At 29.3% G+C, this 24,131-nt stretch carries 21 protein-coding genes and 4 tRNA genes; 21 read left to right on the top strand and 4 right to left on the bottom strand.

Going from position 1 to position 24,131, the window contains the following annotated elements; translation table 11 throughout:
- Positions 1-75 precede the first annotated feature (75 nt).
- The 16 genes from BA195_RS07035 (at position 76) to BA195_RS06960 (ending at position 20,467) form a co-directional block, all read left to right on the top strand.
- A complete protein-coding gene (locus BA195_RS07035) occupies positions 76-978 on the top strand; it encodes a DUF6607 family protein (protein WP_068703774.1) in 903 nt (300 codons plus the stop codon).
- Positions 979-1,006: 28 nt separating this feature from the next.
- Complete coding sequence (locus tag BA195_RS07030) at positions 1,007-3,430, top strand: TonB-dependent receptor (protein ID WP_068703772.1); 2,424 nt, start codon at positions 1,007-1,009, stop codon at positions 3,428-3,430.
- Positions 3,431-3,440: 10 nt separating this feature from the next.
- Positions 3,441-4,925, top strand: coding sequence for an ankyrin repeat domain-containing protein (locus BA195_RS07025; protein ID WP_068703770.1), 1,485 nt, complete (start codon positions 3,441-3,443; stop codon positions 4,923-4,925).
- A gap of 10 nt (positions 4,926-4,935) precedes the next feature.
- Positions 4,936-5,409, top strand: coding sequence for a DUF2271 domain-containing protein (locus tag BA195_RS07020; protein ID WP_068703768.1), 474 nt, complete (start codon positions 4,936-4,938; stop codon positions 5,407-5,409).
- Positions 5,410-5,426: 17 nt separating this feature from the next.
- Positions 5,427-7,601 (top strand): PepSY domain-containing protein, encoded by a 2,175-nt coding sequence (locus BA195_RS07015; protein ID WP_245662326.1) that lies wholly within the window; start codon positions 5,427-5,429, stop codon positions 7,599-7,601.
- A gap of 255 nt (positions 7,602-7,856) precedes the next feature.
- Positions 7,857-8,357, top strand: coding sequence for a GbsR/MarR family transcriptional regulator (locus BA195_RS07010; protein WP_068703766.1), 501 nt, complete (start codon positions 7,857-7,859; stop codon positions 8,355-8,357).
- A gap of 10 nt (positions 8,358-8,367) precedes the next feature.
- Complete coding sequence (locus BA195_RS07005; RefSeq protein ID WP_068703764.1) at positions 8,368-9,498, top strand: efflux RND transporter periplasmic adaptor subunit; 1,131 nt, start codon at positions 8,368-8,370, stop codon at positions 9,496-9,498.
- A gap of 22 nt (positions 9,499-9,520) precedes the next feature.
- Positions 9,521-12,658, top strand: a complete 3,138-nt coding sequence (locus tag BA195_RS07000) for an efflux RND transporter permease subunit (protein WP_068703763.1) — start codon at positions 9,521-9,523, stop codon at positions 12,656-12,658.
- A 5-nt stretch (positions 12,659-12,663) separates the two neighbouring features.
- Positions 12,664-14,085, top strand: a complete 1,422-nt coding sequence (locus BA195_RS06995; RefSeq protein WP_068703998.1) for an efflux transporter outer membrane subunit — start codon at positions 12,664-12,666, stop codon at positions 14,083-14,085.
- A gap of 10 nt (positions 14,086-14,095) precedes the next feature.
- Positions 14,096-14,689 (top strand): TetR/AcrR family transcriptional regulator, encoded by a 594-nt coding sequence (locus BA195_RS06990; RefSeq protein ID WP_068703761.1) that lies wholly within the window; start codon positions 14,096-14,098, stop codon positions 14,687-14,689.
- A 128-nt stretch (positions 14,690-14,817) separates the two neighbouring features.
- The gene (locus tag BA195_RS06985; protein ID WP_068703759.1) at positions 14,818-15,033 is read left to right on the top strand and encodes a hypothetical protein; all 216 of its coding nucleotides are present in this window, start codon (positions 14,818-14,820) and stop codon (positions 15,031-15,033) included.
- Positions 15,034-15,060: 27 nt separating this feature from the next.
- Positions 15,061-16,143: a hypothetical protein gene (locus BA195_RS06980; RefSeq protein WP_068703757.1), complete on the top strand. Its 1,083-nt coding sequence runs from the start codon at positions 15,061-15,063 to the stop codon at positions 16,141-16,143.
- Between the two features lie 98 nt (positions 16,144-16,241).
- On the top strand, positions 16,242-18,227 hold the full coding sequence (locus tag BA195_RS06975) for a sensor histidine kinase (protein WP_068703755.1): 1,986 nt from the start codon (positions 16,242-16,244) through the stop codon (positions 18,225-18,227).
- Between the two features lie 2 nt (positions 18,228-18,229).
- Entirely contained in the window at positions 18,230-19,072 is an 843-nt protein-coding gene (locus tag BA195_RS06970; RefSeq protein ID WP_068703753.1) for a metallophosphoesterase, read from the top strand.
- Complete coding sequence (locus BA195_RS06965) at positions 19,069-19,818, top strand: LytR/AlgR family response regulator transcription factor (protein ID WP_068703751.1); 750 nt, start codon at positions 19,069-19,071, stop codon at positions 19,816-19,818. Before BA195_RS06970 ends, BA195_RS06965 begins: the two co-directional genes overlap by 4 nt.
- A gap of 91 nt (positions 19,819-19,909) precedes the next feature.
- The gene (locus BA195_RS06960; RefSeq protein WP_068703749.1) at positions 19,910-20,467 is read left to right on the top strand and encodes a YqgE/AlgH family protein; all 558 of its coding nucleotides are present in this window, start codon (positions 19,910-19,912) and stop codon (positions 20,465-20,467) included.
- On the opposite strand, the gene BA195_RS06955 is transcribed toward BA195_RS06960, so the two are convergent.
- Complete coding sequence (locus tag BA195_RS06955; protein ID WP_068703747.1) at positions 20,464-21,294, bottom strand: aminotransferase class IV; 831 nt, start codon at positions 21,292-21,294, stop codon at positions 20,464-20,466. The two genes, BA195_RS06960 and BA195_RS06955, sit on opposite strands and share 4 nt — an antisense overlap.
- A gap of 98 nt (positions 21,295-21,392) precedes the next feature.
- Positions 21,393-21,776, bottom strand: a complete 384-nt coding sequence (locus BA195_RS06950; RefSeq protein WP_068703745.1) for an START-like domain-containing protein — start codon at positions 21,774-21,776, stop codon at positions 21,393-21,395.
- A gap of 103 nt (positions 21,777-21,879) precedes the next feature.
- Between BA195_RS06950 and BA195_RS06945 the strand changes: the two genes are divergently transcribed.
- Positions 21,880-21,953 (top strand) — tRNA-Met (locus tag BA195_RS06945).
- A gap of 37 nt (positions 21,954-21,990) precedes the next feature.
- Here BA195_RS06945 and BA195_RS06940 read toward each other — a convergent pair.
- Positions 21,991-22,419 (bottom strand): GNAT family N-acetyltransferase, encoded by a 429-nt coding sequence (locus BA195_RS06940; protein WP_068703743.1) that lies wholly within the window; start codon positions 22,417-22,419, stop codon positions 21,991-21,993.
- A 142-nt stretch (positions 22,420-22,561) separates the two neighbouring features.
- Between BA195_RS06940 and BA195_RS06935 the strand changes: the two genes are divergently transcribed.
- The 4 genes from BA195_RS06935 (at position 22,562) to BA195_RS06920 (ending at position 23,430) form a co-directional block, all read left to right on the top strand.
- Positions 22,562-23,008: a GNAT family N-acetyltransferase gene (locus BA195_RS06935; RefSeq protein ID WP_068703741.1), complete on the top strand. Its 447-nt coding sequence runs from the start codon at positions 22,562-22,564 to the stop codon at positions 23,006-23,008.
- A 116-nt stretch (positions 23,009-23,124) separates the two neighbouring features.
- Positions 23,125-23,197 (top strand) — tRNA-Gly (locus BA195_RS06930).
- Positions 23,198-23,241: 44 nt separating this feature from the next.
- Positions 23,242-23,314, top strand: a tRNA-Gly gene (locus BA195_RS06925).
- Between the two features lie 43 nt (positions 23,315-23,357).
- Positions 23,358-23,430: transfer RNA gene (locus BA195_RS06920), tRNA-Gly, on the top strand.
- 38 nt (positions 23,431-23,468) lie between these two features.
- On the opposite strand, the gene BA195_RS06915 is transcribed toward BA195_RS06920, so the two are convergent.
- The gene (locus BA195_RS06915) at positions 23,469-24,116 is read right to left on the bottom strand and encodes a rhomboid family intramembrane serine protease (protein WP_068703735.1); all 648 of its coding nucleotides are present in this window, start codon (positions 24,114-24,116) and stop codon (positions 23,469-23,471) included.
- Between the last annotated feature and the right edge of the window lie 15 nt (positions 24,117-24,131).

Raw genomic sequence — 24,131 nt, 5'->3', positions numbered from 1 at the left:
CTTTTATTTTAAATCAATCTAAATAAAATTTATATTTTTGTCAAAAAAATAATTCAACTAAAAATAAATCATAAAATGAAAAAAGTATTATTAGGAAGCATGCTATTATTAACTGCTTTAACAATAAATGCTCAAAGTAAAAAAACAAAAGACAAAGCAGCTATAAAAAAAATGTGCGGTTGTTTTGAAGTTACTTTCAATTTTGCTGAAACTTTTAACAACAGTAAAGATTCTTTATATAAACCATCAAAAACAAAAATTGCTAAGGGTTTAGAATGGGCACAATTAATTGAAGATGGTAAAAACAACATTTCAATTCAGCATTTATTACAAGTTGGTAATCCTGCAAAACCACATATTGTAAAACATTGGCGACAAGATTGGGCATATCAAAATCAAGATTTTTACATGTTTAATGGTGATAATAATTGGCTTTATCAAAAGAAAACAAAAGCTGATGTAAAAAAACAATGGACACAAAAAGTATATCAAGTTGATGACAGTCCGCGTTACGAAGGTTCAGGATCTTGGGTACATGTAGACGGAAAAAGTTATTGGGAAAATACTACAGACGCGCCTTTACCACGTAGAGAATACACAAAGCGTAGCGACTATAATGTAACCGAAAGAGGAAACCGCCATGAAATTACAAACTACGGATGGGTACACGATCAAGACAACAAAAAAATTATTAGAAAACCAGGTAAAAAAGATATTGTACTAGCTAACGAAAAAGGATACAACACCTACGTTAAAGTTGCTGATAGCAAGTGTAAAGCTGCTCAAAATTGGTGGTTAAAAAACACCAACAAATGGCAATTGGTTAGAAACAAATGGGATGAAGTTTATGGAAGAAACAAAAACCTTTCATTAGAAAAAAAAGTACAAAACAAACCGTTGTACAAGCATTTATTTTCTGATAAAATAACCAAAGAAGAAACTATCAACGAAACAATTGAATCTTTCGTTAAAAAATAATTTTTAAATAACCTCTCAAATAAAAAAAATGAGAATTTTTACAATAGTATTATTAATATGTAGCTGTATTCAAACAGCATTTAGCCAAGCAACCTTAAAAGGAATTGTAAAATCAGAAAACAACAATATAATACCTTATGCTAATGTTTATATAAAAGGGACAACAGCAGGTACTGAAACAAAAGAAGATGGAACTTTTGTTTTAAAAAACATCCCATTTTCAAATTATACAATAACCGCAAGTGCTGTAGGTTTTACCTCTTTATCAAAAAAAATAACTGTAAAAAAAGATGTAAATAATATAGTTTTTATTTTAAAATCTGACACTCAGTTGGAAGAAGTTGAACTTTTTGGAGCACGTAATAAAAGAGCTGAAAAACTAGAAACGCTTACAAGATTACCGTTAGCACCTAATGAACAATTACAAAGTATTTCTGTTTTATCGCATAAACTTATTGATCAACAAAATGCATTAAGTCTTAGTGATGTTACTAAAAACGTAGCTGGTGTATACACCTTTGCTACCTATGGTAACACTAAAGAAAGTATGTCGTTAAGAGGTTATAGAGGTATTCCAATACTAAAAAACGGAGTTCGTATTAATTCTGATTTTAGAGGAACCGGTGTTATTACTGATATGGCTGGTGTAGATAACATACAAGTTTTAAAAGGAATATCAGCCATTAGTCAAGGTTTAGGCGGCGATTTAGGTTCTGCAGGTGGTGTAATTAACGTAGTTACAAAAACCCCTAAATTTTATGAAGGCGGTGAAGTTAGTTTAAGAGCTGGTAGCTACGGTAAACTACGCCCTACTTTTGATTTTTATGGTCCTTTAGATAAGAAAAAAACAGTAGCTTTTAGAGTTGCTGGTGCTTATGATAAAGCAGATAGTTATCGTGTAAACGTAAGCTCTGATCGCTTATACATCAATCCATCTTTAGCGTGGAAACCAAATGATAAAACATCTATTATTTTAGAAATGGATTATATGGATGATAGCCGTACGCCTGACCAAGGAACCATAAACATAGGTAGTTATGATGTTAACAACATTTATAAATTATCAAACGATCGCTTTATGGGGTTTGATTCAGACAGAAGCAGTACCCTTAATACAACTTATGCTATTCGTTTTGACAGAAAAATTAGCGATAAATTAACTCTAAAAGCTGGTTATTTTACATCTAATTTAAATACATATACCGAAACTTCTTACGCTTTTCAAGCAAGTCCTCGAAATGGATTAGATCAATTAACAGATGAACAACGCTATAGAGAGTATTATGCTAGTGGTAGAGACGACAATAATAGTGTGTTTCAATTAGATTTAATAGGCAAAGATGTAGAAACCGGATCATTAAAACATACATTTCAAATAGGAATAGATTATAGAACTAATGAATTTGATAACACAGCATACACAACTAATTACACAACAGCTGATCCTTATGTTGACGTAATAGACCTTACAGGTCCTATTGACAATAAATTACCTTCAGGAATTAGTGTTACCTTAAACCCTGCAAGAGCTTCAGGTTCTAAAACAAAATCATATGGGTTTACCATTCAAGATAAAATTAGTATCAACTCTTGGGCAGATGTATTTTTAGGTTTACGTTACAGCTCTTTAGAAAGAACAAAGGGTAACTTTTTAGGAAGAACATTAGCAGGCTCTAAACGTGATAATGCTTTTAACCCTTTAGTTGGTTTTAATATTAAACCTAATGAAAACATTGTTGTATTTGGTTCGTATGCTAGTAGCTCTAATCCTATGACCTCTTTTTACACAGATATTAACGGTAACGAATTAGGTACCGAACGTTGGGACCAACTAGAAACAGGAATAAAATCTACTTGGTTTAATAATGCTTTACGTTTTAACATAACTACATTTTTTACAAGTAGTAAAAACTTAAATTTAGAAGTATTAGATGCTTCAGGAAATAGCTTAGGATATTTTACTAAAGGTGGTGAAGATACAAGAAACGGTGTAGAGGTCGAATTAATTGGTCGTGTATTACCTAACTTACAAATTATTGGTGGATATTCATATTTAGATGCAAAATACAAAGATCATGTAGATTATTATTACAACTCAAGCCCAATAAACACACCCAAACATACCGCAAATTTTTGGGCAAGATATGCATTCAATAATTCTTTAGATGGATTATCATTAGCAGCCGGAGCATACTTTTTAGGTGAACGCCCACATAATGTATGGTCTAGAAAGTACACACATGTTGGTGTACAGCCAAATACAAAACCCTTTAATTTAAAAGCATACACAACTGTAAATTTACAAGCTTCATATAAATTTAATAAAAAAATAAGTTTAGATATATATGGAAACAATATTTTTAATGAGGTGGGGTATAATGCTTACCGTACTGTATATTTGAACAGAATTCAACCTACTAGCTACGGAGCAACTTTACGTTATAAATTTTAATAAAGAATAAATGAAAAAATTAAATTTAACACTATTACTTGTTTTTATAGCAAGTATAATACAAGCACAAACAAAAAACATCTTTTTTGATCGTGCCTTTTGGAAAACAAAACCAACTGTTACTATTATTAATCAAAAAATAAAAGAAAACAATAACGCAGTCGCATTAAATCCTAGCGGATTTGATGCGGTTACCAATGCTATTTTAGCAGAAGCTTCAAATACAGTTATTAAACACCTTTTAAATATAAAGGGTAATGATGTTAATAAACTAACCCATGATAAAAGAACTTATGTGTTTTGGGCAGCCTATAAAGGTAATTTAGAATTGGTTAAATATTTAATAAAGAACAAAGCAAGGTTAGATTTAAAAGATTCTCATAACTTTTCACCATTAACTTTTGCTGCTGTTGCAGGACAAACCAATACAGATATATATGATTTATTTATCAAAAATGGTATTGATATTAAAACGGATGTTGACGAAAAAGGTGCGAATGCCTTATTATTATTAATTGGTCATTTAAAAGATTTTAAGCTGGTAGATTATTTTATCAATAAAGGGTTAAACCTTAATAGTAAAGATAACCACGGCAATGGGGTTTTTAATTACACGGCATACAAAGGCAACAAAGCAATGCTAGAGTTATTAATAAAAAAAGGAGTCTCTTATAAGAAACTTAGTTCTAATGGAGATAATGCTATATTAGCATCAACCATCGGTTCACGAAGTGGCTATAACCCTTTAAGTTTTATTAAATATTTAGAAAATTTAGGTATCAATCCTAACGTTACCAATAATGATGGTATAACTCCACTTCATAATATTGCTTATGGTAATAAAGATATTAACGTTTATAACTACTTTTTAAACAAAGGAGTTAATGCTAATCAAATTGACAACAGTGGAAATACTCCTTTAATTAATGCTACAAGAAGAAATTCTTTCGAAGTTATACAATTGTTAGCCTCAAAAACTAAAAATATAAATCATACTAACAATGAAGGAAAATCTGCGCTTACCAATAGCTTAAGAAACAATTCAGAGGTCGTTAAATTTTTACTAGAAAAAAGAGCAAACGCAACTATTGTTGACACCAAAGGTAACAACTTAAATTATCATTTATTTAAAACCTTTAACTCTAAAAAAACAAAAGAATTTCAACAAAAACTTACACTTTTAAAAGCTAAAGGAATGCGTGTTAAACAAGCACAAAAAAACGGAAACACGTTATTTCATTTAGCCATTAAAAAACAAAGTATTGCTATGTTAAACTTTATAGCTGATTATAAAATTGATATCAACGCAAAAAACAACAAAGGCTTATCAGCTTTGCAAGAAGCAGTTCTAATTGCTAAAAATGATAAAATCATAAAATTATTACTTAGTAAAGGAGCTGATAAAACTGTAAAAACAGATTTTGATGAAACTTTATATGATTTAGCTAAAGAAAATGAATCGTTAAAAAATACGGATATTAGCTTTTTAAAATAAAACAAATAACATGAAAAAAATATTTCTAATTTTATTTTTAGCATTTGGAGTAACGGCTTTTACTACTTCAAATAGTGCAACTTATAAATGTATGATTCAATTAAAAAATTATACAGGTGAAGGTGCTTATATTACCGTTTCTTTAATAAACCCTAAAGGAGAATATGAGGAAACTTTATACGTGCAAGGTGACGATGAAGATTGGTATTCTGACATAACCGAATGGTGGAAGTTTCAAGGTAAAAAAAGGGCTGATATTGACGCTATAACAGGCGCAACTGTTAGTGGAGGAAACAGAACTATTAGTGTTCTTAAAATACCGAATAACAAAATAAATAACGGTTACAAAATCAGATTCGAATCTGCCGTTGAAGATCAGGAATACTATAAAGATGATGTTGAGTTTGAACTTACTACTGAAAATGTAAAAAGTAAAGTTGAAGGAAAAGGATTTATACGCTACATCCGTATGATTCCTCAATAATTTACAAAAAACATTTAATGAAAATTACAACTTCTGTATGGAGATATAGCCACTTAGCTTTGGCTATATCTTCATCTATTTTTATATTTATTGCTGCTGTAACTGGTATTATTTTAAGTTTCGAACCAATATCAAATCAGTTAAAACCTTATGCTGTACAAACAAATGAGGTTACACTTTCTCAAACAATTTCATCCTTAAAAAAAGAGTACAAAGAAGTAATTACTTTAGAAGTTAATGAACATAATTTTGTGACCGCTGCAGTAATTACCAAAAACGGAAAAAATAAAACTTTTTACATTAATCCTAATACGGGTAAAAAAATAAGTAGAGTCGTTTCTAAAGCATCGATTTTTAAATGGACAACTAATTTACATCGCTCTTTATTTTTAAAATCTACTGGACGATTTTTAGTCGGATTCTTTTCTTTGTTGCTCTTTTTAATTACCCTTACTGGTAGTATTCTTATCATTAAAAGACAAGGTGGAATTACACGGTTTTTTTCTAAAATCATTAAAGATGATTTTAATCAATATTACCATATAATTTTGGGCCGCTTTACCTTAATTCCTATTTTAATTATCACGATAACAGCCGTATATTTATCTTTAGAAAAATTTTCTCTTTTACCAAAAACCAACATCAAACATACTTTTGATTTTTCAGAGATTTCTTCAAATAAAAAAATTGCGATTGACAAATTTCCTATATTCACCAACACATCATTAAGTGAAGTTAAAAGTATTGAATTTCCATTTTCTGATGATCCCGAAGATTATTTTTTCTTAAAACTAAAAAATAAAGAGTTGATTATTCATCAATATTCTGGTGAAATTATAAGCGAAAAAAAGCTTCCTTTAACAAAAATACTATCAAACTTGAGTTTGTTTTTACACACCGGTCGTGGTACTATTATTTGGTCTATAATTTTACTCTTATCTTGTATTGCAATTCTATTTTTTATTTACTCTGGTTTTGCTATGACTATTGCAAAAAAGCGGAAAAGTAAATTACCAAAAAATATTTTTAAGAAAGAAAATGCAGAAATCATAATTCTTGTCGGATCAGAAAGTGGTAACACTTTTAACATGGCTATTTCTTTATTTAAAGCTTTAACTGTTAATAAAAAATCAGTTTTTATTGATCATTTAAACAACTACTCAACCTATAAAAAAGCGACACAATTAATTATTTTAACTGCCACTTATGGTGAAGGAGATCCGCCTGCAAATGCTACTAACTTTTTAAAATTAACTGCAAAAATTAAACAACCAAACCCTATAAAATATGCTGTTATTGGATTTGGTTCATTAGCATACCCTAATTATTGTGAATTTGCAATTACTATTGATGAGCAACTAAAAAAGAAAAATAACTTCTCTCCTATTCTACCTATTTTTAAAATAAATAATCAAAATTTCAGCGATTTTAAAAACTGGGCAAACCAATGGAACGAAATAACTGAAATTAAATTAGCGTTAAAGCAAAAACTTATTAAACCAAAAAAGCAGCAAGCTTTTACAGTAAAATCTATCACAAATTTAAATATCGACAACTCATTTTTAATTCGTTTACAACCTTCTAAAAAATTACATTTTTCTTCTGGAGATTTATTAGCCATTACTCCTAAAAAAGATAACCTGAAACGCTTATATTCTGTCGGAAAAATTAATGATGACATTTTATTAAGTATTAAAAAACACGAATTTGGAGTATGTTCTAATTTACTTTTCAATCTTAAAATAGCAAATACATTGCTTGCTAACATTGAAAAAAACAAGACTTTTCATCTTCCCAAAAAATCAAAAAGCACAATTTTAATAGCAAACGGAACAGGTATTGCGCCTTTTTTAGGAATGTTACAAAACACTTCAAAAACCCATTTATTTTGGGGAGGAAGAACTAAAGAATCTTTAAAAATGTATGCACCGTTTTTAACAAATTTAAATAAAGAAAATATTCACATTGCTTACTCACAAGAGCAAAATAAAGAATACGTTCAAGATCTTATTTTAAAGCAACAAACCTTAATTGCATCCACATTAAAAAATAATGGAACCATTATGATTTGCGGTTCTATTGCTATGATGAATGGTGTTGTGGCTGTTTTAGAAGCTATTAGTTTAAAACAACTAAATACTCCATTAAGTAAATTCAAAAATAACAAGCAGATAAAAACTGATTGTTATTAAACAGAAAATCTATTTTAAATAAATCCCTATAATTTATTCTCACACCTAATCAAAGCATCATGTCTTTTCTTAAGAAAAGACATGATGCTTTTAATAATTCAGGTCTTAATTACTCAATTATAAATAATATTTATAATGCAATAAACTAAAACTTCGATAAGTTCGGATTGTTCCGAACTAATATATTATATTTGCATAGAATTTTACTGTAGGTGAATAATTTCTATTCAAAATACAGTAGTAAAACAAATAGAAATGAAAGAAATTTGCGAAGAAAAAATGCGACTAGTTGAAAAACTTGGAGTTCATTTAGAAAATAGAGAAAACTTAGCTCCTGTTGCTGCTCGTATTTTAGCTTATGTTATTTTAACAGGAAAAAAAGGCGCAACTTTTGAAGAAATGGTAACCATTCTTTGCGCTAGTAAAAGCACAATTTCTACACACCTTAATCATTTACAAGATTTAAACAAGATAGAATACTTTACAAAAACTGGTGATCGTAAAAAATATTTTGTCATCAATAAAGATTCGGTAGTACAACACATAGATAACCTTATAAGTGAATGGCAAGAAGTAAGAGAACTACATTTAGAAATAAAGGAATATAAAAAAAGTATAAACGAACATACAATAGAAAAAAAAGAAGAAAAATTTGATTTGAATTTTCATAATGACTATATCAAATTTATCGACGGAGCAACAGCTTCAATAGAAGAATTAAGAATAAAAATAATAGAAAAAAAATTCGATTTTTAAAAACAACGTAATGATTACAAATAGAATATATAACATATTAATGTTAAGTTTAACCTTAATTATAGTAAGCTGTGGAAAAACAGAACAAAAAAAAGTAGCAGTAAAAGCACCTCTTGCTTCATTTCCTGTTTCACAGATTGAAAGAAAAACCGTAACTGGTTTTACAGATTATCCTGCAACAATAGAAGGAATAGTAAATAGTGATGTAAGAGCAAAAACATCTGGATATATAGAAAAAGTATATGTAGATGAGGGTCAAAAAGTACGTAAAGGACAAATGTTATTTAAGTTAGAAACGCAATCTTTAAGTCAAGATGCTGGAGCAGCAAAAGCTAGGGTTAATGTTGCCCAAGTAGAAGTAAATAAATTAATTCCGCTTGTAGAAAAAAACATTATAAGTGCGGTTCAATTAGAAACTGCAAAAGCAAACTTAGCGCAAGCAAAAGCAAACTTAAGTAGTGTCTCTGCCAATATTGGTTACGCAACTATTAAAAGCCCTATTGATGGTTATGTAGGTGCTATCAATTTTAGAGAAGGAGCTTTAATTAGCCCAAATGATGCTAAAGCATTAACAACAGTTAGTGAAATAGATAAAGTTTATGCTTTTTTTAGTTTTAATGAAGCACAATACATCGATCATTTACAACGATCTGAAGGTCAAAATAAAGCCGAACGGATTAAAAACTCACCAGATTTAAGCTTGATTTTAGCTAATGGAAAAGAATATTCTGAAAAAGGACGTATTCAAACTAGCACGGGTCAAATAAACCAAAATACAGGTACTATTAAGATAAGAGCAATTTTTAACAACCCTAATGAAATTTTAACCAACGGTAACAGTGGTAAAATAAGATTTCCTATAGAATATAAAGATGCAATTGTTGTTCCTCAGTCAGCAACTTTTGAACAACAAGGAAATATTATGATATTTAAACTTGGAGAAGGTAATAAAGTAGCAACTTCCATTTTAAAAGTAAAAGGAACCGTAGATAATTTATATGTGGTAGAATCTGGAATTACTACAAATGATAAAATTATAATTTCTGGAGTTGGAAAACTAAGAAATGGAATGGAAATTTCTCCATTAGAAACTTCTTTTGAAGAAGCTATAAAACCAGTTGCAACTTTATTCAGAAATTAAATAACAACCAAACATATTAGTCATGTTAAAAACATTTATTGAAAGACCCGTTCTTTCGACAGTGATATCTATTATCATCGTTTTACTAGGAGTCATTAGTATAACTAGCTTACCTATAGAAGAATACCCAGATATTGCACCACCAACAATAAAAGTGATTGCAAATTATACAGGAGCAAATGCAGAAACTGTATTAGAGAGTGTAATTGTACCTATTGAAGAGCAAATTAATGGTGTAGAAGGTATGACATACATTACCTCTACAGCCTCTAACAACGGTACCGCAGAAATTACAGTATATTTTGATCAAGAAATTGATGCAGATATTGCTGCAGTAAACGTGCAAAACCGTGTATCTAGAGCAACACCTTTATTACCACAAGAGGTAATACAAACAGGTATTACAACTCAAAAGCAAGAAACGAGTGCCTTAATGTTTATTTCTATGTATTCAGAAAGCGATAATTACGACGCTACTTTTATTCAGAATTACTTAAAAATTAACGTTATACCAGCAATGCAACGTATTAGTGGTGTTGGTGATGTAAGTGTATTTTCTCAGCAAGATTATGCAATGCGTATTTGGTTAAATCCAGAAAAATTAGCATCATACAACTTAATTCCTTCTGATATTTCTAAAGCAATTACTGAACAAAATTTAGAAGCAGCAGCAGGATCTTTAGGTCAGAATAATGGAGAGTCTTTTTCATATACATTGACCTATAGTGGTCGTTTTAAAGATGAAGCACAATACAGCGATATTGTAATTAAAGCCTTAGGAAACGGAGAGTTTTTACGTTTAAAAGATGTGGCAACTATTGAATTAGATGCACAATCTTACGCATCTAACGCCATGAGTAAAGGAAACCCTGCTGTTTTTATGGGGATTTTTCAAACTAAAGGATCTAATGCACAAGAAATTATTGAAAACATAAAAGTAACTTTAAAACAAGTAAAAGCAGATTTACCTGAAGGATTAGATGTTTTTGTTCCTTATGATACAAGTTTATTCTTAAACGCTTCAATTGATAAAGTAATTACCACCTTATTAGAAGCTTTTTTATTAGTTTTCTTAGTAGTTTTTATCTTTTTACAAGACTTTAGATCTACATTAATTCCTGCAATTGCAGTGCCTGTTTCAATTATTGGTACCTTCTTTTTCTTGAGTGTTTTTGGATATTCAATTAACTTATTAACGCTTTTCGCTTTAGTATTAGCAATTGGTATTGTGGTAGATGATGCCATTGTAGTTGTAGAAGCTGTACATGCTAAAATGGACGAAGGAGAAAAGAACCCAAAAAAAGCGACACTTACTGCAATGAACGAAATTTCTGGAGCAATTATCTCAATTACTTTGGTAATGGCAGCTGTATTTATTCCAGTAACTTTTGTAACAGGACCAACAGGTGTTTTTTATGAGCAGTTTGGTGTAACGTTAATTATTGCCATTCTAATTTCAGCTGTAAACGCATTAACATTAAGTCCCGCATTATGTGCTTTACTATTAAAAGAACATAAAGAAGACGCGTCGTTAAAAGGAAAAAGTCCACTAAAACGTTTTTATACTTTATTTAACCGCGGGTTTAACGCAACTATAGAACGTTATGGTAAATCATTACAATTTTTATATAAAAGAAAATTTGTTTCTGCTTTGCTATTGTTAATAGCAATTGGTGGAATCTTTTGGGCTTCGTCTACAACTCCAACCGGGTTTGTACCTAATGAAGATAGAGGAATTATTTTTGCTAATATAGAATTACCACCAGGAGCATCTTTAGACAGAACAGATGCTGTGTCTAGAAAATTATATGATAAAATTGAAAGTATCGATGGTATTGTAGCGGTAAACTTTATTAAAGGTAGAAGTTTAATTAGTGGAGCTGGTAGTAACTTTGGTTTTGGAATTATAAAACTAGAAGATTGGGCAAATAGAACAGCCCCATCACTTTCAGCACAAGCTATTACAGGTAAATTATTTGGTGTAGCATCAAGAATTCCAGACGCAAACATCATTTTCTTTTCTCCACCAAGTATTCGTGGTTTTGGAAACTCTTCTGGTTTCGAAATTAACTTATTAGATAAGTTCGGAGGAGAATTTGCAGATTTAGATAAGGCTAATAAAGAGTTTTCTATGGCATTAATGAGTCACCCAGAAATTAAATATGCAACATCTGCATTCAACACAAACTATCCTCAATACGAAATGGAAGTTAATGTGCCTTTAGCAAAAGAAAAAGGAGTTTCTGTAACTAGTATATTTTCAACACTACAAGGATATATAGGTGGAATTTATACTTCAGATTTCTCTAGATTTGGAAAACAATTTAGAGTGTATATTCAAGCGTTACCAGAAGATAGAGCAGATGAAAATGCGTTAAATAGCATGTATGTAAGAACTGAATCTGGAGAAATGACACCAATTACACAGTTTGTAACTTTAAAAAGAGTGTATGGTCCACAATCGGTAACTCGTTTTAACTTATTCAATTCTACAATGATTTCTGGTGCAACTAATGACGGTTATAGTACAGGTGATGCTATTAGAGTTATTGAAGAAGAAGTTGCAAAATTACCAAGTAATTATACCGTTGCTTATTCTGGTTTAACACGTGAGGAAGTTAATGCAGGTAACCAAACAGCATTTATTTTCGCTTTAAGTATTTTGTTCGTGTACTTCTTATTAAGTGCACAATATGAGAGTTACCTACTACCATTTGCAGTTGTTTTATCATTACCATTTGGTGTATTTGGAGCGTATATAAGCACTAAATTTTTAGGGCTAGAAAATAACATTTATTTCCAAATTGCATTGATTATGCTTATTGGACTACTCGCCAAAAATGCCATTCTTATTGTAGAATTTGCGCTAGCTAGGCGAAAAAATGGTGAAAGTATTGTTGATGCTGCAATCCTTGGAGCAAAATCACGTTTACGTCCAATTTTAATGACCTCTTTTGCCTTTATTTTAGGTTTAATGCCATTAGCGTTAGCAAAAGGTGTTGGTTCTGAAGGAAACAACTCAATTGGTTCTGGAGCAGCTGGAGGAATGCTTATTGGTACTATTTTAGGAGTTTTTGTAATTCCTATCTTATTTATATTATTTCAATGGTTACAAGAAAAAATTTCTGGAAAACCAGCAGTACAAACAATAGAAGAATAAAAAAGATGAAATCAATTATAAAGAAAAATAATCTTCAAAAAGGACTTGTTTTAATTACAATGTCCTTTATACTACAAAGCTGTTTTGTAGCAAAAGATTACGTAAGACCAGAATTAAATACTGAAACTGAAGCACTGTACAGAACAGAAAATTTACCTAAAGATAGCGTGTCTATTGCAGATGTATCTTGGAAAAAATTGTTTTCAGACCAATACCTTCAACAATATATTGCAGAAGGTTTACAAAACAATATGGACGTTCGTATTGCTTTACAACAAATAATATCTGCAGAAGCTTATGCTAAACAAGGTAAAGCAGGCTATTTACCTTCTGTAAACATAGGAACAAACTGGACACATCAAATGCAATCTAAAAACACTCAATTTGGAGCTTTTTTAACAGATAGATCTACAGATCAGTTTGATTTAACTGCAAATCTATCTTGGGAAGCAGATATTTGGGGAAAAATAAGAAGCAATAAAAGAGCTTCGCAAGCAGCTTATTTGCAAAGTGTTGCTGGTCATCAATTAGTAAAAACACAATTAATCTCTAGTATTGCAAACACTTATTACAATCTTTTAGCTTTAGATGAACAATTAAAAATAACAAAGCAAACCATAGCAACAAGAGAAAGTGGTGTTACAACTATAAAAGCATTAAAAGATGCTGGTCAAGTAACTCAAGTTGCTGTAGACCAAAATATTGCACAATACAATAGTGCAAAAACTTTACAAGTAGATATAGAAAGTGCTATTTTTAAAACTGAAAACACATTAAGTATTCTATTAGGAAAAACACCTCAAAATTTTAAGAGAGGTACTTTAGATCTTCAGAAAATAGAACAAGAAATTGTTCTTGGTGTACCTTCTAAATTGCTAAGTAATAGACCAGATGTAATGGCTGCAGAATTTGGATTAATTCAGTCATTTGAGTTAAGTAATGTAGCTAAAAGTAACTTATACCCATCATTAACACTTACAGCAGCTGGTGGTTTTCAAAGTTTAGATATAGATGACCTATTTAGCTCAAATTCTCTATTTACAAACATCATTGGAGGTTTAACACAACCTATTTTTAATAAGAGAAAGTTAAAGACACAAAAAGAAGTAGCACTTTCACAACAAGAGCAATCTTTACTTCAATTTAAAAAAACTTTATTAATTGCTGGTAGTGAAGTTTCAAATGCTTTATTCTCTTATGAGTCTGAAGTTAGAAAATTTGAATTTAGAAAAAATGAAGTTGAAGCACTACGTAAAGCAGAAAATAATTCTGAAATTTTACTTAAAAATGGATATGCAAATTATTTAGATCTATTAACAGCAAGGCAAAGCGTATTAAGTGCTGAACTTAATATTATAGACAGTAAACTACAACAATTGATTTCAATTGTAGATTTATACGAAGCTCTTGGTGGAGGTTGGAAATAAATAAATTATTATGATTACTAAAGCAGATTTGTTAAAATTTTCTATCACTAAATTTACCCAATGCGGAAGCAAACAAGTAACGTTAGATGAAATTGCAAATACGCTTGGTATTTCTAAAAAAACAATTTATACTTATTTTAATAATAAAGAAGAACTAGTTACTTCTAGTTTAGATAGTTTATTAAATGAATATAGGCAAGATATAAATAATGTTGTTGAAGAAAACAATAACGACCCTATTTTATGTGTTGTATTAATTTATAAAAGAGGGTTTGAGTATTTAAAATACTTTAACCCCTCTTTTCTTTTTGGTTTAAATAAATACTACCCAAAAGCAAGTGCTTTGTTTGACGTATTTATTGAAGAATTATCTAATAAAACAGTATACAATCTACTAAAAAAAGCACAAATCTCTGGTAATATCAAACCAGAAGTAAACTTAAAATTAATAGTTAAAATTTATTTTTTTAGAATTGACAACCTTGTCTTTAAAGAAAATAACTTATTTGACCTGTATAATAAAGATGAACTTTTTAAACATTTAGTAATTTATAACCTTAAAAGTATCTTAAGCAACAACTACTTTAATGCCTACTTTGAGTAAATTAAAAAGCATAAATTAAGTTATATAGCCACCTTTTCAACGAATTCTAATTTATCTACTACGAATTCTAATTAACTTCAAATTACACCTTACTTCCTCCCTAATTTTGACTGTATAAAACAAGTATTATGTGGTCAGACAACAATTATTCATCAGTATTAAAAATGTATTTAAGTAAATACAACAGCTTAAAATTACAGATAAATAACAACGGATTAATAGCTTCTGTTGAAAAACAAAAAAATGGTCAATGGTTTAGTGACAGGAACTTGCCTAACATTTTAAATAAATTATCTACAAATTTTAATTTAGAGAAAAATGTAACCATCATTTTACAACAATAATAAATAATAACCTCAAAAATAAAACCTATGAAACAACACATTTTAAAAGTAGGCATAGTAATGGGATTACTACTACTAATCGGAACATTTACAAGTTGTGATGAAACAAAAAAAAATACACAAGAGCTGGGAAATATTGCTAAAAAAGAAGAAACCGCAAAAGAAATTAATGTAACCTCTAGAAAACCAATTGTATTTATTGCCGGATACGATAAAAGTGATGGTAAATTTTACGATAGCGCAAGGGCTTATTTTAAAGAAAAAAACTACCGTGTTATCAACGAAGAATATTCGTTGGAAGAAATTATAACCTGGATGAATAAAAATGCTACTGAAAATCCGTATGGTGATATTCATATCGTTAATTACAGTAATCCTTTTAAAGGTATGAATCTTGAAACGGTGATAAATGGTGACAAAATTACAACGGAATCATTACAAAAAAGTATTAATAAAAAATCGCTTCCAAAATTAAACAAAGGAATTAATTCAAATACTAAAATTGTATTTCATTCAAATGGATTGGGAAAAAAAGATGAATTATTAACTAATTTAAAAAGAGTATTTTCTACTGATAAAGTTCCGCAAATAGTTGCCTCTCCTTACTTTAACATTTTTGGAGGTGAGTTTTCTAACCATTATTTAGCGCAACCATATTATATATTTTATCCAACAGCTAATTCGCCAGGCACAGTAGATTTATCGAAAGAAATTGCAAAAAAATATCCAAATGAAAAAGAAATAGATTGGTTTTCGGCCTTAACAAATGAAAGAGAACGTTACATCGGCGAGCCATACACACAACAGTTTAATATCCCTATTAATTTAGAGCTTGATTATTTACATTCAGATAATGAAATACCAACCTTTGTTATGCAAGAAGAAATTATGGATTTTATAGCTAATGATGATGACTTAATGGTAAAAATAAATAAGTTAAATATTCCAGTAGAAAAATACAGATGGACTTACAAAATAAAAGGGAGTAAACTACTTATTAAAGGAAAAACATCAGTTTTATGTGTGTTAAAACCTTTAACAAAACCTTACGGAGACCTAAAACACATAAAACCAGATACCAATAACAAGCGTTTATACGCTATGAAATAAATTAAATAATTGGGGAGAACGTCATTGTAATTAAAAAAGTAATCAATAAAAAAGATTACTCAATTGCAATGACGTTTAATTTAATTAAGTTTGTTAATATGAAGTTTTTAAATTATTTATTTTTTCTTTTTTTTACCACAATTGCAACTCAAACAATTGCTCAATTAAACATTTTTAAAAACTATAATTTAAAGGACGGTTTACCTAGTTTAAATATAATCGACATAACGCAAGATAATGACGGATATCTATGGTTTGCTAGCAACAAAGGTATTACTCGTTTTGATGGAATAGATTTTATCAACTACAAAAACAAATTAGCAGCTAATAATACAACTACAATAGCAGCTACAAAAAACTCTTTGTATATTGGAACAAACAATGGTTTAAGTATTAAAAACAACAATGATTTTTACAATTTTGAAGATAAAAAAATCAACTGTATACTAACAACACCAAAACATACTTTTTTAGGAACCGAAAAAGGAATATTAAGAGTTCGTGAAGATTTTCTTTCAAATATTAGAACTAACTTTCAAATTGATTTAAATACCATAAATGACCTAAAGTTTAATGGCGAATTTTATTGGGTAGCTACCAATAAAGCTTTATGGAAATTAGACAACTTAATTAACCCTACCCTATTAAAAAGAATTGATTTAGATCATTATACCGCTATTCTTTTTGATGAAAATAAAACTATTGCAACAACTTATAACAATGGTGTTAAGTTAATTGTAAATGATACAATTAAAACTACTATTGGCTCTATAAGAAGCACTACAAACATTAAAAATATTAACAATCAATTTTGGGTTATTTCAAAAAATGAAGGAATTGAAATATTTGATAAAAACCTGCTTTTTGTAAAAAACATTAACAAATACAATACTTTAAAAACCAACCGTATACATACGGTTTTTCAAGATCAACAAAAAAATATTTGGATTGCTACAAAAAATCAAGGTGTTTATAAACTAAAAAGTAAAACAACTCTCAAATCAAAACCAGTAATTACTTTTCAAAATATTGAAATTGTTTACAAATCTTTAGATAGCATAAATATTAATAAATACAATAAAACACTACCATTAAAACCTACCGAAAATCACATATCTTTTACCTATAAAACAGTAAACATAAATGCTCCAAAAAACATTTTATATCGCTACAAGCTAAACAATAAATATAGCAACTGGACAAACAAAAATACTGTTGACTTCCCATATTTAAATCCTGGTAATTATACTTTTACCGTACAATCTAAAATAAGTAAAACTATAAGTAAACCTATACAATTTCATTTTTTTATCGATACTCCAATACATCAAAAAAAATGGTTTAAACTTTCTTTAATCGCTTTTGTAGCACTATTTATTAGCACTTTACTTTACACTTACATAAAAAGAATAAGAGCTAAAAATAAAGCTAAAATTGATAAGTTAAAACTAGAAAATCATTTGTTATCGCTCGAACAAAAAGCCTTGCAATTACAAATGAATCCACATTTTATTTTTAATGTTTTAAACGGAATTAAGGCCTTAGGAAATAACGGAAAAATAAAAGAATTAAATACTACAGTAGGAAAATTTGCAACCTTATTAAGAGGAATTTTACACAACTCTAGACAAGAAGAAATTAACTTATCTGAAGAAATAACCATATTAAAAAACTATATAGAATTAGAACAACAAATGAGTTTACACTCTTTTGAATACGAAATTAATACAACTTTAAATTTAAACGCTGAAGAAGTTTTGGTGCCACCAATGCTTATACAGCCTTTTATAGAAAACAGTATTAAACACGGAATTAACACTATTAAAAATGGAAAAATAATCGTTAACTTTTATAGTAAAAAAAGTTTTTTACACTGCTGTATTATTGATAACGGTATAGGTATTCATCAATCAAAAAAGCAACAAAACTCAAAACAACATAACTCTTTAGCTATATCAATTACTAAAGAACGTATTAAAAGTATAGCTAAAAAAAGTACTTTTAATGCTCATGAAATTAAAGAAAAAGATAGCATAATTGGAACCAAAATTGAATTTAAAATTCCTTTAAAAACTGATTTTTAACTATGAAAAGAAGAAAATTTGTAAAAAAATCAATCCTCGGATTACTTGGAACTGGATTTGTTTGCGGATTATATAGCTGGCAAATAGAACCATTTTGGTTAGAATTTGTTCAACAAAAAATGCCTATAAAGAATCTACCCACAAACCTTATCGGTAAAACTTTAATGCAACTTAGCGACATACATGTTGGTAATCGTTTTGATTATAGCTATATTATTGACTCATTTAAAAAAGCACAAAAACAAAATCCTGATTTTGTAGTATATACTGGTGATTTTGTAACCTATGAAAACGAGCAACAATTTGAGCAATTAAAAGAAGTTTTAAAACATGCTGTTAAAGGTAAAATAGCAACAGTAGCCATTTTAGGAAATCATGATTATGGTAAAAACTGGCGTCAAGCCAATGTTGCAAACACGATTTCTTTATTATTAGAAGAAGTTGGTGTTACTGTTTTAAGAAATCAACAAAAAGAATTTAACGGTTTAAACATCATCGGTTTTGATGATTATTGGGGACTAAATTTTAACCCAAAACCTGTTATGTTACAACATGATGCAAAAAAAGCGAACCTTGTACTATGTCACAATCCTGATGTATGTGATTTAGATGTTTGGAATAATTATAAAGGTTGGGTTTTAGCAGGACATACTCATGGAGGACAAGTAAAACCTCCTTTCTTACCGGCTCCAATGCTACCCGTACAAAACAAAAAATACACCGCAGGTAAAATTGTTTTAAATGATGGCAGAACATTATATATAAACAGGGCTTTAGGGCACTTATGGCAGGTTAGATTTAATGTAAGACCAGAAATAACGTCGTTTAAATTAACTGATGTATGAAAAAATTAACCGCAATTTTAGTAGAAGATCAACCTAACGCGTTAGCTATGCTAAAAAATGACATTCTAACATTTCATTCTGAAATAACAATAATTGGCACCGCTAAAAGTGTTGTTGAAGCATCTATTTTATTAAGAAAAAAACAACCTGACATTTTATTTTTAGACATTATGCTTGGTGATGGTACTGGTTTTGATATTCTTGAAATTCACCCAGATTTATCGTCAAAAGTTATTTTTGTAACTGCAAGTGATGAGTTTGCGGTCAAGGCTTTTAAATTTGCTGCCATTGATTATATTTTAAAACCTTATACATCTGAAGATTTATCAAACGCTATTAACAAAGCTAAAAATCAACTAAAACCCGACAAAGAACAATTAACCGTTTTACAACAATCAATAAAACAACCCAATCAACGCCCTCAAAAAATTTCTCTAAGCACTTCTGATAAGATTATTGTTGTAAATCTAGATGATATTATACGTTGTAAGTCCGATAATAACTATACTGAGTTCTTTTTAATTGAAAATCAAAAAATTTTGGTAGGCAAAACACTTAAATATTTTGCCGACATGTTAAAAGAGTTTGATTTTATAAGAGTACACCAAAGTCACTTAGTTAACACACAGTATATCAAAGAGTTTATAAAATCTGATGGCGGTTATTTAGTTTTAAAAAATAAAAAAACAATTCCTGTTTCTGTTCGAAAACGACAAGAAGTTATTTTAAAATTAGAAAAAATATAACCGTTTTTTACTTTTTTAAAACAAATTATAATAAAAATGTTAAAATTTTATTAATTTTTTACTTATTTTAGTCAGATAAAATAATACGTATATGGTTGCTCTTAAACCCGAAAAAGGCAGATTATTAATTGCTGATCCAACTATTTTAAATGATAGTTCATTTAAACGAACCATTATTTTATTAACCGAACATACTTTAAAAAGTGCTGTTGGTTTTATTTTAAACAGACCTTTAAATTATGTTTTAAACGATTTAGTACCTGAAATAGATTGTGATTTTACAATTTATCAAGGTGGCCCAGTTGAACAAGATAATTTGTATTTTATACATAAAGTACCACAACTAATTCCTAACAGTATAGAGGTTGCTAATGGTATTTATTGGGGTGGTAATTTTGAATTATTAAAACAGCTTTTAATCGAAAACAAGTTAAAACCAACAGATATTCGGTTCTTTTTAGGATATTCTGGCTGGGAAACAAATCAGCTTGAAAATGAATTAAATACAGATTCTTGGTTTATTTCAGAAAACGACTACAAAAATATACTAACCACTAATAATGAAGGTCTTTGGAAAGAAAAACTACTACAAAAAGGTGGTAAATATAAAATTTGGGCTAATGCTCCTAGCGATATTCAAATGAATTAACCTGTTATTGTTAATAATTTAAGGCTACTTTTTATTTTATCAGTTATTATTGATGTAAATACTTTTTTTCGATAATTAGTAACAGGTTGAATACCTATAATCGCATTGGTTACAAAAACTTCATCAGCTTTTTGTAATTCAAACGGAGAAATCACAGTTTCTTCGATAGTATAATCAGGATGTTTTTCTAAAATTTCAATTACTTTTTTTCTAACAATTCCTTTAATACAGCCTTCATTTAAAGCAGGCGTTTTTATAACATCATCTTTTATAATAAAAACATTTCCATTGGTTGCTTCAACAACTCCTTTCCGCTCATTTAATAAAATACAGTTATCTAAATCATTTTCATCTGCAAAAATAGCTGACAATGTATTTAACATTCTATTAGATGTTTTTATTGTTGATAACAAGCCAGAGTAGTTATAAAAATCTTTATATAAATCGACTTTATAATTTGATTTTTCAACATAATTAAACTCTGAAGCTTCAATTAAATAATCTATTTCGTTTGATTTTGGGTTATAAAAACCGCCATCTTTTCTATAAACTGTTAATCGAACCCTATATGTACCAACACCTGAAAGCTCTTTTGTTATTCTTAAAATTTCTTCTTGTAAAAACTCTAAGGTAAATTTCATCGGAATTTTCATACGTAGCATTCGCATTGATGCCATCAATCTAAAATAATGATCTTCAATAAAAACAACTTTAGTATTTACTACTTTTATGGTTTCAAAAATAGCATCACCATATTTAAACGCTCTATTATTAGTAGATAACTGTAATGCTTTTTCTGTTATTATATTTCCATTAAAATTTACCATTCCTCAAAAAAATTTGATTGCAAATTTACAGCTTAGCTTATTAGTAGCCATAAAAAAACTCGACAAAATGTCGAGTTTTTATTATCAGTTCTAAAAGATTATGCTCCAATACTATGTTTTAAACTTTCTATTTGGCTTTCCCATAACATTTTTGCTTCATCAACAGCATCTTCATCATCTGCAAAATCGGTTACAATTACCACCACATCTTTTGTTAAAGGGTCTACTTGTATTCTAAACTCAAAATAACTTTCGTCATCTTCACTTTCTTCCCATTTAAATTTTATACGCTCATTGGTCTTTTTTGCTAAAATTTTTGCTTCTTCTTCAGAATCATCCCACATAAATGTGATTAATTTCCCGCGAGAATTTACTCTATCTGCAAACCATTCTTCTAATCCTGAAGGAGTTGCTAAACAGTTATACAACATACTTGGTGATGCATGTATAGGAAACTCTAATTCGAATTTTACTTTACTCATTTGTTTTTTCTTAAGTTGGCAAGATATATCTTTATTTTTTTAAAAAAAAACTTCGTTTTTTATTGCTTAATAGCAAATAAGTTCTATATTTGCACCCGCATTCGGCGAGGTAGCTCAGTTGGTTAGAGCGCAGGATTCATAACCCTGAGGTCGGCAGTTCAAATCTGCTCTTCGCTACAAAACTCAAACTTAACGGTTTGAGTTTTTTTTATTTCTAAATTTCAGTATACATTTTATAATGTGGCCCCACTTTAGCAACTTCAAACTCCTCTCCAACAATAGTAAAATTTAGTTTTTCATAAAACATTACTGCTTCTTCTCGGGCATTACACCATAAAATAAATACTTTTTTTTGTTTTAAAATTACTTTAGCTTCTTTTATTATTTGTTTACCAAATCCTTTTCCTCTTCCTTTTTCTGAAGTTGCCATTCCTCTTAATTGATATTGTGCTTGCTCTAAACCGCTCATTTTATTTTTAATAAAAGTAGCAATCCCCACTAACTCTCCCGAATGATAAGCACCTAAATGAAAAGTGTCTGCATCAAAGTCTCCAATAAATTTAAATGGTAAATCTATTCCGTTACGTAAAATATTTTTTCTTATCAAATATGTTTTTTCAGCTGAAATTTCTTTAATTATCATATTTTATCCTATAAATCTTCAAAATTAGTTTTCTTCTAAAGAATACATAATTTTACTAAAAAACGAAATTCATTCTCAATAATTTAATTTATGTGTAGTAATTTAGCTTTTTATTTCTTTTAAACTATATCTTTAATCAAAAATGAATATTAATTTTAAACCTATTAATAAGAAGAACATACTAATAATTCTTCCTCTTTTAAGAAAGTTAAACACTACTACGCCTGACGATATTTTAAAAGAACGTATTATAGAAATGGCTACTTATAATACTTACGAGTGTGTTGGTATTTTTGACAACGATAAATTAATAGGTATTTGTGGACTTTGGTATTCGACTCGTCATTATATTGGAAAAAGTGTAGAACCTGATCATGTTATCATAGATGATACATATCGTGGTAAAAACTTAGGGAAACAGTTTTTTTCATGGATTTATGAATATACAAAAGCAAAAGGTTGTGAAGTTGCTGAATTAAATACTTATACAGGTAATCGGAAGTCGCACAAATTTTATTGTAATGAAGGATTTGATATCTATGGATTTCATTTTGTGAAAGTTATGCGAGAAGATCAAAAATTTTATTAATTTTATTCAAAATACTATTGTAAATACTAGAAAACATCTTATATTTGCAACCGCTTTACAACATAATTAATTTTATTAGAAAGCAACTGCAAGAAATTGCAAAATTCTTTACCAATGCGAAAGTAGCTCAGTTGGTAGAGCGTCAGCCTTCCAAGCTGAATGTCGCCAGTTCGAACCTGGTCTTTCGCTCTTAGTCTTTAGAAGATAGACTTTAATAATCTTTATTTACCAATGCGAAAGTAGCTCAGTTGGTAGAGCGTCAGCCTTCCAAGCTGAATGTCGCCAGTTCGAACCTGGTCTTTCGCTCTAGTCTTTAGAAGATAGACTTTAACAATCTTTATTTGCCAATGCGAAAGTAGCTCAGTTGGTAGAGCGTCAGCCTTCCAAGCTGAATGTCGCCAGTTCGAACCTGGTCTTTCGCTCAAAAAAAACCGAAACAAATGTTTCGGTTTTTTTATGCTTATTTATTTAGTTTTAATTTATCTCCAAACAAAAACAAACCAACTATAATCGCACCAATCACCCCTATCATTAGGGTATTGTTACCTATTACACTAGGTTTTAAAATTAAAGTTAATATATAGCCCCCTATTGCACCTCCTAAATGTGCTGAATGCCCTATATTACCCACTTGATTTTTCATTCCGTATATAGAATACAATAAATACCCTATTCCAAATACATATCCTGGTAAAGGAATTGGAATTGGCAGCATAATTAATTCCATGTCTGGATACAACATTATTGATGAAAATACCACTCCTGATACTGCTCCTGACGCTCCAACAGCGCTGTAATAAAATTCCTTTTTATGCTGATATAAAGAATACATGCTTCCTGCCAGTAAACTTCCAAAATAAATCAATAAAAAATAAGAAACACCAAAATTACCAACCACTACCTTGCCAAAAAGATATAAAGCATACATATTAAACCCTAAATGCATCCAATCAACATGTAAAAAACCCGAAGTCAACATTCGTAATTTTTCTCCATTTAGTATTTTTTGAATCTGAAACTTATAGCGATCAAAAAAAACAATATCATTAAATCCCTTATACGATACTAAAACATTTGCAACGATTAGTATTAAAATAATTTGACTCATAGTATATATTTATAA

The sequence above is a fragment of the Tenacibaculum soleae genome, from assembly GCF_001693415.1.
GTDB classification, from domain to species: Bacteria; Bacteroidota; Bacteroidia; order Flavobacteriales; family Flavobacteriaceae; genus Polaribacter; species Polaribacter soleae.
This window is presented reverse-complemented; position numbering and strand designations above follow the sequence as displayed.

Bases quoted from the DNA above. Each gene is read 5' to 3' on its own strand.
- BA195_RS06980 (WP_068703757.1), top strand. From the start codon at position 15,061: ATGAAACAACACATTTTAAAAGTAGGCATAGTAATGGGATTACTACTA.
- BA195_RS06935 (WP_068703741.1), top strand. From the start codon at position 22,562: ATGAATATTAATTTTAAACCTATTAATAAGAAGAACATACTAATAATT.
- BA195_RS06995 (WP_068703998.1), top strand. From the start codon at position 12,664: ATGAAATCAATTATAAAGAAAAATAATCTTCAAAAAGGACTTGTTTTA.
- BA195_RS07005 (WP_068703764.1), top strand. From the start codon at position 8,368: ATGATTACAAATAGAATATATAACATATTAATGTTAAGTTTAACCTTA.
- BA195_RS06965 (WP_068703751.1), top strand. From the start codon at position 19,069: ATGAAAAAATTAACCGCAATTTTAGTAGAAGATCAACCTAACGCGTTA.
- BA195_RS07015 (WP_245662326.1), top strand. From the start codon at position 5,427: ATGAAAATTACAACTTCTGTATGGAGATATAGCCACTTAGCTTTGGCT.
- BA195_RS06960 (WP_068703749.1), top strand. From the start codon at position 19,910: ATGGTTGCTCTTAAACCCGAAAAAGGCAGATTATTAATTGCTGATCCA.
- BA195_RS06975 (WP_068703755.1), top strand. From the start codon at position 16,242: ATGAAGTTTTTAAATTATTTATTTTTTCTTTTTTTTACCACAATTGCA.
- BA195_RS07020 (WP_068703768.1), top strand. From the start codon at position 4,936: ATGAAAAAAATATTTCTAATTTTATTTTTAGCATTTGGAGTAACGGCT.
- BA195_RS06915 (WP_068703735.1), bottom strand. From the start codon at position 24,116: ATGAGTCAAATTATTTTAATACTAATCGTTGCAAATGTTTTAGTATCG.
- BA195_RS07000 (WP_068703763.1), top strand. From the start codon at position 9,521: ATGTTAAAAACATTTATTGAAAGACCCGTTCTTTCGACAGTGATATCT.
- BA195_RS06990 (WP_068703761.1), top strand. From the start codon at position 14,096: ATGATTACTAAAGCAGATTTGTTAAAATTTTCTATCACTAAATTTACC.
- BA195_RS07035 (WP_068703774.1), top strand. From the start codon at position 76: ATGAAAAAAGTATTATTAGGAAGCATGCTATTATTAACTGCTTTAACA.
- BA195_RS06970 (WP_068703753.1), top strand. From the start codon at position 18,230: ATGAAAAGAAGAAAATTTGTAAAAAAATCAATCCTCGGATTACTTGGA.
- BA195_RS07010 (WP_068703766.1), top strand. From the start codon at position 7,857: ATGAAAGAAATTTGCGAAGAAAAAATGCGACTAGTTGAAAAACTTGGA.
- BA195_RS06940 (WP_068703743.1), bottom strand. From the start codon at position 22,419: ATGATAATTAAAGAAATTTCAGCTGAAAAAACATATTTGATAAGAAAA.
- BA195_RS06950 (WP_068703745.1), bottom strand. From the start codon at position 21,776: ATGAGTAAAGTAAAATTCGAATTAGAGTTTCCTATACATGCATCACCA.
- BA195_RS06955 (WP_068703747.1), bottom strand. From the start codon at position 21,294: ATGGTAAATTTTAATGGAAATATAATAACAGAAAAAGCATTACAGTTA.
- BA195_RS07025 (WP_068703770.1), top strand. From the start codon at position 3,441: ATGAAAAAATTAAATTTAACACTATTACTTGTTTTTATAGCAAGTATA.
- BA195_RS06985 (WP_068703759.1), top strand. From the start codon at position 14,818: ATGTGGTCAGACAACAATTATTCATCAGTATTAAAAATGTATTTAAGT.
- BA195_RS07030 (WP_068703772.1), top strand. From the start codon at position 1,007: ATGAGAATTTTTACAATAGTATTATTAATATGTAGCTGTATTCAAACA.